This window comes from Acinetobacter sp. YH01009 (assembly GCF_013420765.1).
Classification (GTDB): domain Bacteria; phylum Pseudomonadota; class Gammaproteobacteria; order Pseudomonadales; family Moraxellaceae; genus Acinetobacter; species Acinetobacter amyesii.
On sequence record NZ_VOYE01000001.1, the window covers coordinates 159179 to 173341 of the forward strand.

The 14163-nt window shown below is 40.9% G+C and carries 10 protein-coding genes; 6 read left to right on the forward strand and 4 right to left on the reverse strand.

The genetic code is table 11. From position 1 onward, the window contains the following. The first annotated feature begins 30 nt into the window (after positions 1–30). Together FTT76_RS00770 and FTT76_RS00775 are read left to right on the forward strand one after the other, a co-directional pair. On the forward strand, positions 31–2211 hold the full coding sequence (locus tag FTT76_RS00770; RefSeq protein ID WP_180048962.1) for a DUF6160 family protein: 2181 nt from the start codon (positions 31–33) through the stop codon (positions 2209–2211). A 50-nt stretch (positions 2212–2261) separates the two neighbouring features. Beyond that, entirely contained in the window at positions 2262–3569 is a 1308-nt protein-coding gene (locus FTT76_RS00775) for a hypothetical protein (protein WP_180007524.1), read from the forward strand. A 64-nt stretch (positions 3570–3633) separates the two neighbouring features. Here FTT76_RS00775 and FTT76_RS00780 read toward each other — a convergent pair whose 3' ends face one another. The 4 genes from FTT76_RS00780 to FTT76_RS00795 all read right to left on the reverse strand — a co-directional run bounded on the left by FTT76_RS00780 (position 3634) and on the right by FTT76_RS00795 (position 10317). Beyond that, complete coding sequence (locus FTT76_RS00780) at positions 3634–5349, reverse strand: proline--tRNA ligase (RefSeq protein ID WP_180007525.1); 1716 nt, start codon at positions 5347–5349, stop codon at positions 3634–3636. 96 nt (positions 5350–5445) lie between these two features. After that, the gene (locus FTT76_RS00785) at positions 5446–8550 is read right to left on the reverse strand and encodes an efflux RND transporter permease subunit (protein WP_180007526.1); all 3105 of its coding nucleotides are present in this window, start codon (positions 8548–8550) and stop codon (positions 5446–5448) included. A 23-nt stretch (positions 8551–8573) separates the two neighbouring features. Continuing rightward, on the reverse strand, positions 8574–9677 hold the full coding sequence (locus tag FTT76_RS00790; RefSeq protein ID WP_180007527.1) for an efflux RND transporter periplasmic adaptor subunit: 1104 nt from the start codon (positions 9675–9677) through the stop codon (positions 8574–8576). 46 nt (positions 9678–9723) lie between these two features. After that, entirely contained in the window at positions 9724–10317 is a 594-nt protein-coding gene (locus FTT76_RS00795) for a hypothetical protein (protein WP_373684136.1), read from the reverse strand. A 343-nt stretch (positions 10318–10660) separates the two neighbouring features. Between FTT76_RS00795 and pilG the strand changes: the two genes are divergently transcribed. From pilG to FTT76_RS00815, 4 genes are read left to right on the forward strand one after another with little or no spacing between them, the layout of a single operon-like run. Then, the gene (pilG, locus tag FTT76_RS00800) at positions 10661–11044 is read left to right on the forward strand and encodes a twitching motility response regulator PilG (protein WP_078191060.1); all 384 of its coding nucleotides are present in this window, start codon (positions 10661–10663) and stop codon (positions 11042–11044) included. A 29-nt stretch (positions 11045–11073) separates the two neighbouring features. Continuing rightward, a complete protein-coding gene (locus tag FTT76_RS00805; protein ID WP_078191059.1) occupies positions 11074–11442 on the forward strand; it encodes a response regulator in 369 nt (122 codons plus the stop codon). A 6-nt stretch (positions 11443–11448) separates the two neighbouring features. Then, positions 11449–11985 (forward strand): chemotaxis protein CheW, encoded by a 537-nt coding sequence (locus tag FTT76_RS00810; RefSeq protein ID WP_180007529.1) that lies wholly within the window; start codon positions 11449–11451, stop codon positions 11983–11985. 44 nt (positions 11986–12029) lie between these two features. Next, positions 12030–14105, forward strand: a complete 2076-nt coding sequence (locus FTT76_RS00815; RefSeq protein ID WP_180004985.1) for a methyl-accepting chemotaxis protein — start codon at positions 12030–12032, stop codon at positions 14103–14105. Positions 14106–14163 lie beyond the last annotated feature (58 nt).

The following is a 14163-nucleotide window of genomic DNA, read 5'->3' on the forward strand; positions in this document are numbered from 1 at the left end:
TCAGCTGTGACTGAATATAAGGATATAGTGATGAAAAAAATAACAACTTTAACGGCACTCGCAACCAGTATTTTACTTGCTCAACATGCATATGCTTTTGAAGCGATGACCGATGAAAGCTTGGGTGCAGTTACTGGCCAAGATGGTATTTCGATTACCTATGAAGTTTCTAGAGTCAAAGTTGATCAGTTAAATTGGGTTGACCCAACTGACCAAAATAAGATGAAAATGGGTTTGCACAATGTACAAATAGATGGTGTTGGGCAAAGCACCATTACATCAAAATTAGATTTTGATGTGGGGACGACGGATGCTGGTGTAGGCATGCGTATAGCTGCAAGTGTCAGTCCATTTACGGCTGTTGCACAAAATATTATGCTGCTGTGTCAAGGTGCAACGTGCCAAACGCCTACGCAAAATTTAGGTTCACTTACGATTGCAACATCTTCACCTTTAAAAGTATTACTTGAAACCAGCAATGGTCTATTTAACCGCAATGATACGGCGTATATGGAATTTCAATTGCAAAATGCCAGTATTAGTCATGGGATGAATGGACATAGCGTAACCTTAAAGGATTTTAACTTTAACTTTGCGGGTTCAGGTTATATGTATGTCGCAGCAGATGAAGGTATTGTCCTCACCACAAAATCAACGGGAAGCAAAGACCATACGATTAACCTTGGACGAGTAAAAGATACATCAGATGTTCATAGTTCACGTAGTGATGCAACAAACCCTGGAGTGAATATTGATCTACGCTATGGTACTGATGGTGGTGCGCAGCGGAATTTAATTCGTATGGGAGCATCGGGTGCTGTCACCAATGCACGAGTTGCCTTAAATGCCAATCAAGACGGAATTAAAGATTTTGGTCTAGCAACGAAGGCTTCTGGATATGAGTCCGTTGGTTTAGGTGGTTTACATTTAGGTGTGCGCGCGGATTTCACTTCAAAGGATGATCCTAGCCTTGTTGCAGGTCAAGCACCGACAACCTTAGAAATTGGCCATACGGGTATTGGTAGTTATGCCATTGAATTTTCTAATTTAACGTCTTTAGTTGCTGATAAAAATGCCTATATTGATTTTGGCGATATTTATATCAATACCATTCAAGCGAAAAGCCTTGATTTTCTAGTGAATGATAAATTAAAAGCGACATTAGGTTTAACCAATAATGTTTTGACCCAAAACCTGTCAAATCAAACGGCAGGTGGAAATTTTGCCTTAGTAGCGATTCGTGGTATGGATTTTCAGTCCATCGCACGTACAGCACGATTTATTTCTGATAACTCAATTGCTGCAATTGCAAGTAATGACAATAGTTGGGGGATTGGTATTCCAATTTACAATATGAATGCCAATGTTGCATTATCAGAGAAAAAATATAGTTATAAAAATACGACTGAAAAATCAGGTATTGGCTATAACCTCGTGATGAGCACGGATGGTTATGGTGTTGATAAAAAAACAGGAACACCAAGTACGACCTCTATTATCTTGATCGATGGTAAAAAAGGCTTAAATGGCCAAGAAGTCAATTATTATGCAGGCTTGCGAAACATCAATGCGCTGATTCAATCTGATGGTGTGATTGGCTATGAAAATGACGGTATCTATGTACGTGCAGATAATTTATTGATTGCAGCCAATGCCGAGTTAGCGATTGGTCAACTTCCGGGTTCAACCTATAACTGTGCGACTACAGCTTCTGTCAAATGTGGGACTACAGTACCTTTAGATAATTTCTCTAAACGTGATGATGTGTTGACGAATATTGCGTTTAAGCTCGATGGTAAGGGGGAGCTATTTATAGTACCGGGTCTAAATGACAGTGCAGAAAATAATTATTTGTCTTTCCGTGGAAGCTTTGAATTTAAAGCCTTAACAGATGCTGAAAAGAAAGATCAAAAAGTTATGGGAAGCTATTTAAGTTTGATGAATGAAGATGTAAATGCTAGCGGTGTCGTTTCAGCTTCAAGTATCAATATTAATAAAATGCAGGGTGAACTCGGATTTGATGCTCGGATTAAAATGAAGCAAGATTCGGTAGAGTTTGATAATCAGGTGAAATTTAATCCAACCAATAATATGTCTAAAGCGTTTCGTGCAGAAGTATCGATGTTAACAAATGGCAATATGCAAAAGATGGCGGATATAGCCCTAACCGGTGGAACAATGCGAAGCACCATGGGGATTACTCCACGCTAATAATATTAAATCAATAACAAATAAATAAAATAACGAACAGGGAATTTGTTATGAAAAAGAAGTTAATCAGAGGTTTGATCTTCTCGACATTTGCGATGAGTAGCTTATCTCATGCAATGATGGCTTTAGATGATGAAAGCTTATCAAAAGTTGATGGTCAAGCATTACTCTCCATGGAATATACGCAGGGGTATAATTCTGTGGATGAGAGTGGACAAGCCGTAGACCAATCCAATGTCGGCTTTTATAAGCTTGGTTTAGAAGCTGAAATGGAGCTCAATGCCAATATTAAAAAGCTGCAATTGGGTTGTGGTGGTGCAAATGGCTCAGGTGCTTGTGATATTGATATCGATCATATTTCATTGAGTGGATTGCCTGTAAATAGCAATTATACGTCTGATGAACGTGCGGCAACTTCTGCTTTGTTGACCAATCCTTTTATCGAAATTGCAATTAAAGATCCCAAATCAGCTGCAACTCGTGAAGTGATGGGCTTTCGTCTGAGCGCTGAAAAAATTTCTGGGTTAATGACATTAGGTACAGAAAATAGTAATACACCCAATGGTATCAACACCTTTAGTGGGTATATGAAAACCAAAGCGTCTGCGGGTGTTGCAACAACTGCCGAGCGTGTGATGGACTATGCTTCTACGCAGCAATACATTGAAGGGGCAGTTAAGGGGACATTATTTGGTGCTGAAGTTGATCTACCGCTTCACTACAAATCAGATAATTATTCTTTTAATTTAAAATCAACCACAGCACCTTTTACAATTCCAGCCACTGTCGTGAGCGGGAATAGAATTAAGGATAATATTGCGGTATTAAAAGGCACAGGTACAGTTGATCGTCTAGATTTTAGTGGTCCATTAGAAGCTCAGATCTCTCTACTTGGGTTAAATATTAATTTGAATAAAGACGTAACAGGCTATCTTACTGGACTACAAACCGATATTACGGTAAATCAAAGTTTAGGTTTGATCCATGCACTTTATCTAAATAACCCTGCTTCGTTATCCTTACAAGCTCAAAAAATACTATGGCCTGGAGCTGCAGTTGCAGCAGAAAGAGGTTGGTGGTTGGCGATGGAAGATGAGGTCGATTTGGGGAGTATTACACCTTCAGACAAAGTGGCGATTACGGATGAAGTATTGAAACAAACGATCGCCGGAATTAACCATGACCTAAGTACCAATGTTCGTAACTGTGGAGATTTACTTTTTGGTTGTGTTGCAGGTTCGGCTTTGGATGTTAAAGAGATTAAAAACCCGTCATTAATTGATTTCCCATTAAACAATTTAAAACTTTCTGGACAGGAGTTTCGTTCTAACTGCTTCGGCGGGCTGAAATTCTGTTAAGGCTTAAAGTATTTAATATAAAAAAATCCCGCACTTAGCGGGATTTTTTTATATTTAGCGCAAATTATTTTGCAATTTTCGCTAAAAGGTCTTCTTTACTGAGGTTGCTTGATTCTTCATCACGGCGACCTTTGTACTCAAATGTACCAGCATCCAAACCTTTCTCGCCAATGACAATACGGTGTGGAATACCTGTTAACTCGATATCAGAGAATTTAACACCTGGACGTTCATTACGATCATCTAGAAGAACATCATAACCAGCAGCAGTTAATTCTGCATACAGTGCTTCAGCTGCTTCTAACGTGCGCGGTGATTTATGCGCATTCATTGGCACAATAGCAACTTCGAAAGGAGCAATTGCAGACGGCCAAATAATCCCTTTGTCATCGAAGTTTTGTTCAATTGCAGAAGCAACAACACGGGTTACACCAATACCATAGCAACCCATAGTCACAACGAGAGGTTTGCCGTCTTCACCTAAGACTTTACAGCCAAGTGCTTCAGAGTATTTTTGACCCAACTGGAAGATATGACCAACTTCGATACCACGTTTAATCAAGATTGTACCTTGACCGTCTGGAGAAGGGTCACCTTCAACAACATTACGAAGGTCATAAACTTCGGTGTATTGTGCATCACGTTCCCAGTTTACACCTACAGCATGTTTATCGACTTGGTTTGCACCAGCAACAAAGTCTGAAAGTACAGACGCTGCACGGTCAACAATAACTGTAATGCCTTTTTCGGTTAAGCCTTGAGGGCCACAGAAACCAGCCGTTAAACCTAAGTCAGCCAATTGTGCTTCAGTTGCAAAGGCCAATGGAGCAGCAATTAATGGGTGTTTTTCAGCTTTAATTTCATTCAGTTCATGGTCGCCACGTAGGAATAAGGCAACCACTGGCGCAGCTTTACCTTCTTCAGCAACACCTTGAACCAACAATGCTTTTACAGATTGAGCAGGTTTTGATTTAAGGAATTCAGAAACATCAGCTATGGTTTTTTGATTTGGTGTATCAATAATTTCAAGTGCTTTAGTCGGAGCAGCACGTTCACCAACTAGTACGGCTTCAGCCATTTCTACGTTAGCAGCATAATCTGACTCTGTAGAGAATGCGATGTCATCTTCACCGCTAGAAGCAAGTACGTGGAATTCATGAGAACCCGAACCACCAATTGAACCTGTATCCGCTTGAACTGGACGGAAATTTAAACCTAAACGCGTGAAAATCTTGCAGTAAGCTGCATACATGTTGTTATAGGTTTCTTGTAAAGAGGCTTGGTCAACATGGAAAGAATAGGCATCTTTCATGATGAATTCACGTGAACGCATCACACCGAAACGAGGGCGGATTTCGTCACGGAATTTGGTTTGTACTTGGTAGAAGTTTGCAGGCAATTGCTTATAGCTTTTCAACTCATTGCGAGCAAGATCTGTAATCACTTCTTCATGTGTAGGGCCAAGTACAAAGTCATTGTTATGACGGTCTTTAAAACGTAAAAGTTCTGGACCATATTGTACGAAACGACCTGATTCTTCCCATAAAGATGCAGGTTGAGTGACAGGCATCAGGACTTGAAGTGAACCAGCACGATCCATCTCTTCGCGGATAATCGCTTCAACTTTATTTAATACGCGAACGCCCATCGGCAGCCAAGTGTATAAACCTGAAGCCAATTTACGAATCATCCCGGCACGAAGCATAAGCTGATGTGAAATAACTTCAGCATCGTTTGGGGTTTCTCTTAACGTTGCAAATAAAAAGCGACTCGCGCGCATGGAAACTGTCCTAAAAAATTAAGCGTTAAAGTGGAGAGTATACAATAAAAAATGAGGTGAACATTTTCCAAAGTCACCTCATTTTAGATTTTGTCATTATGACATGATTTTTTTGGCCTGACGTGCAAGGAAGTTTCGGAAATCATCCAAATAGGTAAAAATCACTGGAACAACCACGAGTGTCAGTAAGGTAGAGGTAATCACACCACCAATCACGGCATGTGCCATTGGCGCGCTTTGTTCACCGCCTTCACCCAGACCAAGTGCAAGCGGAACCATACCCATCACCATTGCGCTGGTGGTCATTAAAATGGGGCGTAAACGGGTTTTACCTGCTTCAATAATCGCTTCATAACGATTTACCCCATGATCCATGGCTTTTTTAATAAAGTCGATGAGTAGAATTGCGTTCTTTGTCACCAAGCCCATGAGCATAATAATCCCGATAATGGAAAAGAGGTTCATGGTTGAATTAAATAAGAATAGGGCTAAGAACACCCCAATCAATGATAAGGGCAATGACGCCATAATGGCTGCAGGGTGAATGAAGCTATTAAATTGTGAACCCAAAACAATATAAATAAACACAATAGAGAGCGTAATCGCTGTCATTGCATAACCCGCTGATTCAGCCATATCTTTATTGGCACCTTGCGTGACAAAACTATAACCCGGTGGCAAGTCGAAATTTTTCTCAATCTCATTGATTTCGGCTCCAATATCACCCGCGGGACGACCTGCCGTGTTGGCTTCAACCATCACTTCACGTGCCAGATCACGACGGTTAATTTGTGAAGCACCCAATGTTTCTTCAAAGCTAGCCACACTTGCCAATGGAACCAAGATAGGTAAGCCTGTGGCATCGGTTTTTTGCGATGTGATGTACATGCTTTGAATGTCTGTTGGTAGTCGACGCTGATCTTCAGTGAGACGTAAATTTACATCATAGGTTTCGCCTTTATCATCCTTCCACGTTGTTACATTATCCCCCGCAAGAAGAGGGCGTAACACATTGGCGATCTGATTGACGGATAAACCTAAATCACTGGCTAAAACGCGATTGATATGTACACCTAGCGTCGGTTTAGGTTCTTTAAGCGAGCTTTCTAAGTCGACAATACCTTCGACTTTGGCAACTTCAACCAAGAATCGATCTGAAATGCGTTGTAACTCATCTAAGTCTGGGCCTTTAATCGAGATCATGACCGGCTTTTGACCGCCCGAAACTGTTTCATCAGCTGAGGCAATCGAGGTAATAGTAATTCCTGCCACATGTTTTAAACGGGTACGGAATTCATTGTTGAGATCCGTTAAGGTTTGACTACGCTCTGTACGTGGTGAAACGGTGACACGAATGCTGGCATGGTTTTTACCGCGATCAGTGGCACTATTAATGGCACCATAAGTGGCTTTGACTTCTGGATGCTGGCGAATGATACGATCGACTTGCTTAAGCTTCGCCTGTGAATATTCAAGGGTTGCATCAACGGGTGTTTCAAATTTGATCCGAATTTCACCTTTGTCTGGTACCGGTACAAATTCGGTTCCGATCAGTTTGGATAAACCCAATGCACCAAATAATGATGCGACGGCGATTAAAAGGGTGATGAGACGGAACTTTAAAGCAAGCTTGAGTAATTTTTCATAATGATGGCTTAAGTTATCGAGCTTGCCCGAAATCCAGTTAAAAAAGCGTTTGATTTTGCCGGGCTTTTTATTTGGATCGTGGCGTTCTGCCCAGTGAGCAGACAACATCGGGTCAAGGGTGAAACTCACAAACATCGAAATCAGTACAGCGGTACTAACGGTTACACCGAATTGATAGAAGAAACGCCCAATAATACCGCCCATAAATGCCACAGGTAAAAATACCGCGACAATGGTCAAGGTCGTGGCCAATACAGCTAAACCAATTTCTTTCGTGCCGTCGAGTGCGGCGGTGACATGGTCTTTGCCCATATCGGCATGGCGGACAATATTTTCACGAACCACAATGGCATCATCAATGAGTAGACCGATACTCAGCGAGAGAGCCAGTAGGGTCATCATGTTGATGGTAAAACCAAAAATCCAAACAAAGGTGAGGGTGCCCAGTAGCGAAATCGGTAGGGTTAAACCTGTAATAGCTGTCGAACGAAATGAACCGAGAAATAGCAAAACAATGAAGACTGCAAGTACAGCACCTTCAATAATGGTACGTGCCACATCTTTAATGCTGCCACGAATACCTTTTGAAGAATCAACCACAATTTCTGCGGTCGTGCCTTGTGGTAATTGCTGTTGAATTTTACTTAAAGTTTTACGGGTATTATCAACCACCTCAATCACATTAGAGTCCGAACTTCGCAGAATGTCGACAGCAACGGCTGTTTTACCATTCAGATAGGCACTCGACTCCATTTCGGCTTGGCTATCTTCTATCTCGGCAATTTGTTTGAGATAAATCGGCGCGCCATTTTTATTGGCAACCACTAAATCTCCAAAAGAATTTGGGTGAATAACCCGAGATTTAATTTCGACCACCAATTCTGAGTTCTTTTGTTTTAAGGTTCCTCCCGGAACTTCAATATTTTCAGATTTTAGGGTGTTTATAACTTGATCGATCCCAATCCCGAAACTTTGTAATTTTTGCGGATTTACTTGTATTCGAATTTGTCGCTGCGCATCGCCCAATAAATTGACCGTACCTACACCGGGAACTGTTCTGAGCTGTGGCACAATCCGTTGATTGAGATAGGAACTCAAATCACGTAAAGACATGTCCTTTGATTCAAAAACAATCGACATAATCGCACTGGCAGTAGGGTCGTAGCGTTCTACAATGGGGTCATCAATTTCATCACGAAATTGTGCGGTTACCGGTGCAATTTTATCTCGAATATCCTGTGCAGCTACAGAGGATGAGACGTCTAGATTAAATTCGACAATGACCGTGGATAAACCTTCACTGGACTGTGAAATGACTTGCTTAAGGCCTGAAATGGTATTGATTTGATCTTCAAGCTTCTTGGTGATCTCAGATTCGACAGACTCAGGAGAAGCACCCGGATAGTTGGTGTAGACCACAACAAAAGGGAAGTCGACATCAGGAAACTCTTCAACGCCCATACGCTGCCAAGAAGCGAGTCCTAGCACCATCAGACAGAACATCATCATGATGGTGAAAACAGGATATTTCACACTAATTCGGGTTAACCACATAACAACTGTCCTGCCTTATTCTTTTAATTTTGGCTGATACTTACATCTTGTTTGATATCTGAATCATTAAATTTAATTCGGCTGATCAGATCACTATTTTGTAAGCCCTGAACAATCGCTGTGTTATTGCTATAACTCTGATTCAAAATTTGTACAGGTACTTTGGCAATTTTATTTTGACGAATGACCCAGACGTAAGGTTTATCTTTTAGACTTTGAATGGTGTCGAGTGGAATTTTTTGGCCTGAAATATTATCCGTGCCTAAGATGTGGCCTTCGACAAAAGCACCAATACTTAATGAAGTAATAGTTTCATTTGGGGCTGCAAAAAATTCAATTTGACGACTAGCCTGATCGGCAATTGGTGAAATCCGGCTGATTTGTGCTGTGAGTAAATTGCTATTACCTTGGATGCTATATTCAATCTTTTGTCCAATTTTCAGTGCAGCTTGCTGATCACTTGGTAATTTGGCTTGAATTTCTAATTGGTCTGGATTGACGATTTCAAAAAGGGTTTGTCCGGCAGCAACCGTTTGTCCCGGTTCAACATCACGTTTGGTAATCACGCCTTGGATAGGGCTATAAATGGTGCCGTCTTGATTGGCTTTACGTGCAATATCGACATTGGCTTGTTGAGCGCGAACATTTTCCATTTGAGCTTGGTAATCGACACGACTTTGTTCAAACTCTACTTTGGAAATAAAGCCTTGATTCAGCAAACGCTGTTTACGGTCCATCATCAGTTTAGCTTGATTGGCTTGAGCTTGTGTGGATGCGAGGTTCGCTTGAGATTGAGCAAGACGTGCTGCGTTGTCTTGATTATTTAAATGCACCAACACTTGGCCTTTGCTGACACGTTGTCCGACCTCTGCATTAACATTGGTTGCAGTCGCAGTGACTTGGGCTTGAATACTGCTCTGATTGACTGCCCGAATGGTGCCTGTAAAGGCTGTTTTTGAAATGGCGTTGCCTTGTTCGATCGTCACCAGATCTTGTTGAATCAATTCAATCTTATTTTCTGGTTTTACACTTTGCTGCGGATCTTCTTTTTGACATGCAGCCAAAGTCAGGCTTATGCAAAGCAGGCTAAGCTTTAAAAAAGGGGATGATTGCTGTGCAGATTGCATAATGGTCCTTATATCAGCGGTCTACAAAAGCAATTGAATAACAAGTTTATTCCATCGCTTTTAAACGCGTAATAATTCTGTCGTATTCAGCTTCTGTATTTCGATAGCGAGTTTGTAACGATTGAATGTATTCTTTTTTCGCTACCATATTTTTTTGATTATTATCCAACATTGTTTTTAATTTTGCCGGAACGGTTTCACCTTTTCGAAAATGTTCACGTTCTTGGCGAACAAATAATACACGATCATTTTGTAATTGTTTTAATTGTTCTTGTTCAAACACGATCTGTTTACGTATACCCGTCAGTGCATCACGCTTTTTAATGGCCGCAGTTCGGCTATTGGTATAGGCTTTTTTAAGTTTGATATCTGATGCTTGCTGACGTGCTTGAGCCGCACGCTGAGGAGCTTGTCTAACATCAGCTTCAGCATTGTAGGGGCGGTTACGTTTAATCACTTGCATATTTTGATCAAGTGCTTCATAACCATAGCGGATGTGATTTGGTGTCACATTGGTACTGATGTTTGCTACACCTTTACTGTCATAGTAACGATACCAAGTCGCCTTTTGTGGTTGCTGCGTATTGGTTGGTGCAGCAAATAAAAGCGGGGTATAAGCCAGTAAACAAGTCGTCAGAATGACTTTTTTTGAGAAATGTTTAAGGCCAATCAAGTGAATTTTTTTTGTAAACGGGCTCAACCTTGTACTCCCCAGTTTAAAGTTGACTAAATTACTTATTTTAAAGTAATAATCTTGCTATAATATGCTTAATTAAGACAATTAAATACTATTCCAAGTTAAAAAAAAATCGTTGGTCATCGGAAAGTGTGAAGCAGTTAATAAAAACAAGAAATCTTGTGTGTTTTCGCAGAAAATGTTCATTGAAAACGCAAGTAAAGATATGTTAAAAATGTTCACAACTTGTAAATAATAATGCTGCTAACTTAATTGTTTGTACATCCTCAATGGGTAGGGTCAATAAATGGACGATAAATTCCAAAATCTAAAAGTCATGGTAATTGATGATTCAAAAACCATTCGTCGTACGGCCGAAACGCTGCTTCAGCGTGAAGGATGTGAAGTAGTCACTGCTGTAGATGGTTTTGAAGCACTTTCAAAAATTGCAGATGCGAATCCAGATATCGTATTTGTCGATATTATGATGCCACGTCTAGATGGCTATCAAACTTGTGCCCTGATTAAAAACTCTCAAAATTATCAAAATATTCCTGTGATTATGCTTTCAAGTAAAGACGGTTTATTTGATCAGGCGAAGGGTCGTGTTGTGGGTTCGGATGAATACTTAACTAAGCCATTCAGTAAAGATGAATTGCTAAATGCAATCCGTAATCACGTTACAGCTTAATTAGATTTTTTATTTTTTGGGGAAAAAGCATGGCACGTATCCTAATCGTTGATGATTCACCAACAGAAACATTCCGTTTTAAAGAAATTTTAGGTAAACACGGATTTGAAGTGATTGAAGCTTCAAATGGGGCAGATGGGGTGACGATGGCTCAAGCTGAGTTACCTGATTTGGTCTTGATGGATGTGGTAATGCCGGGTGTGAATGGATTCCAAGCAACACGTCAAATTGCACGTGGTGCGACCACCAAACATATCCCGATTGTCATTGTAAGTACCAAAGATCAGGCAACTGACCGTGTTTGGGGTAAACGCCAAGGTGCTTCTGATTATCTAACTAAACCTGTAGACGAAAAACAATTAATTGATGTGATTAAGCAACACCTCAATGCAGGATAAAGCTCTATGGCAGCAAATGGATTTATCGAATTACTTCGAATCGCAAAACGAGGAAACAAGAACTACGTTTCCACTGAAAATGAAGTAAACCGATGGTCAGGCATTGCTTTTGAGATGATGGGGCAATATTACGTTGCTCCTTTAGGTGAAGTAGCTGAAGTGATCTACCCACCAAAATATACGCCAGTTCCCAACACCCAACCTTGGGTGATAGGACTAGCCAATATTCGGGGACGCTTACTTTCTTTGTCTGACCTAGCACAATATATAACCGGTCATCGAAGTAGTTTTTCACCCACTCAAAAAGTTTTATGTATTAGTCATAATGACCATTATGTCGGTTTGGTAGTCGATCAAGTTTTGGGTATTCAACACTTTAATAAGAAAAGTTATTTTTCTAAACATAATGAGTTGGATCGAAATTTACAGGAATATTGTCAGGGGTATTTCCACCAGCATAACCAGCAGTGGAATGTATTTCTCTTCAGTCGTTTACTGCAAAATCCAAAATACATGAACGCATCTATAAAATTTATAAATTAATTGTCGCGCACGAACGAAAGAAGGCGTAATCGGGGAGAAGCTGAATGGGCTTTAAACTTAAAAAGAAAAATACGGGTGAAAGCACCAGTGGTCGTAAAGGCGGTAATGCTTTTCTGGCAAAACTGCAATCACAGACAGATCAATTATCTCGAGTTTTTGGTGATAGTGAAAAATCCAAACCATTTATTTATGGTGCGATTGGTTCATTAGTACTGGCAACGATCATTTTATTATACCTATTCTATAGCGTTCCTCGCGGTAACCAATTGACGCAAAGTTTGGGTGAACTCCGTCTTCTTTCGCAAACAATTTCGCGTCAAGCAACTGAAGCAACAGCTTCGGGTACTGAAGATGCAATGAAAAAATTAATTGCTTCTCAAGATTCGTTCAAAGAAAACTTAGAAACTGTAAAAGATATTCATGCAAATACCGATGCGCTGAAATCTGTAGATACGCAGTGGGCTGAAGTTTCAAAAAGTATTGACTTGATTACTTCGCAACAAAAAATCATTAACAAGCTATATGACACGAACATCGCGATTGGTGAAACCATTCCGGGGATTCAGGCGGAATATAACTTGATGGTCGACCAAATGGCACGTCAAGACATGCCTTCGAACCAGGTGGTTATTGCGAAAAACCAAGTATTCATTGCGGAACGTATTTTACGTTCGATCAGTTCGGTGCTTTCAGGTTCTGATAGCTCACGTGAGTCTGCGGATGACTTCAGTGCAGATACGGAAACCTTCGGTTTGTACTTAAATGCTCAATTGGACGGTAGTGCAGAGCTCGGTGTACAGCGTATTGAAAGCCCTGAATTACGTGAATCACTTGAAGGTATTAAAGCCGAATATGACGACGTATTAAAATCAGCTTCAGCGACGATTTTGAAAAACTCAACGCAAATTGTGAACGTACGTAAAGCATCTTCACAAATTTTTGCTGAGTCAGACAATTTGTTGGGTAATTTAAATCAATTGTCTTCTAACACTGGTCTGAAAACCATTTTACCTGCGGTACTGTTGATTCTTGCATTAACTGCCTTCTTGATCTGTGTATTCAAACTTCTTTCTTTACGTGGTCAATCGGATAAATTCCGTGTAACCCGTCTTCAAGAAGAATATGACCGTAACCAGAACGCGATTTTACGTTTACTCGATGAAATTGCCGATCTTGCAGACGGTGACTTGCGTTCGTATGCGACGGTATCTGAAGACTTTACCGGTGCGATTGCCGACTCGATTAACTTCGCAATCGACCAATTACGTGACCTTGTATCGCGTATTACAGAAACTTCTCAAGAAGTTGCACAATATACGGCGAATACGCAGGGTATTACCAACCAGCTTGCAGAAGCATCTGAGCATCAGGCGCAAGAGATTGCTGGTGCATCTGCCGCGATTAACGAAATGGCAATGTCGATTGACCAAGTATCTTCGAACGCTGAAGAATCAGCTGTCGTAGCAGAACGTTCAGTACAAATTGCTGCAAACGGTGCAGATGTTGTAAACCGTTCAATTGAAGGTATGGACACGATTCGTGAGCAGATTCAAGAAACTTCAAAACGTATTAAACGTTTGGGTGAGTCTTCTCAAGAGATTGGTAACATTGTCGCACTGATTAACGATATTGCCGACCAAACGAACATCTTGGCATTAAACGCAGCAATTCAGGCGTCGATGGCGGGTGAGGCAGGTCGTGGTTTCGCCGTGGTAGCGGATGAGGTACAGCGTCTTGCGGAACGTTCAGCGTCTGCAACCAAACAGATTGAAGGCTTGGTAAAAACCATTCAAACGGATACTAACGAAGCCGTAATTTCGATGGAACAAACGACTTCGGAAGTTGTACGTGGTGCGAACTTGTCTAAAGATGCCGGCGTAGCACTGGATGAAATTCAGTCTGTATCGGGTAACTTGGCGAAACTGATTGCAAACATTTCGGATGCTGCAAAACTTCAGTCTGCTTCTGCAGGTCATATTGCGACAACGATGAACGTTGTACAAGAAATTACCTCGCAAACCACCAGTGCAACATTTGATACTGCACGTTCGGTATCTGAATTGGCGAACATGGCTGAATCATTACGTGAATCTGTATCTGACTTTAAACTCCCAGAGTAAGTCAGGCGCAAACCTGCAGTACCTTAGCTACGGCTAGGGTACTGCACCGATTACAGAT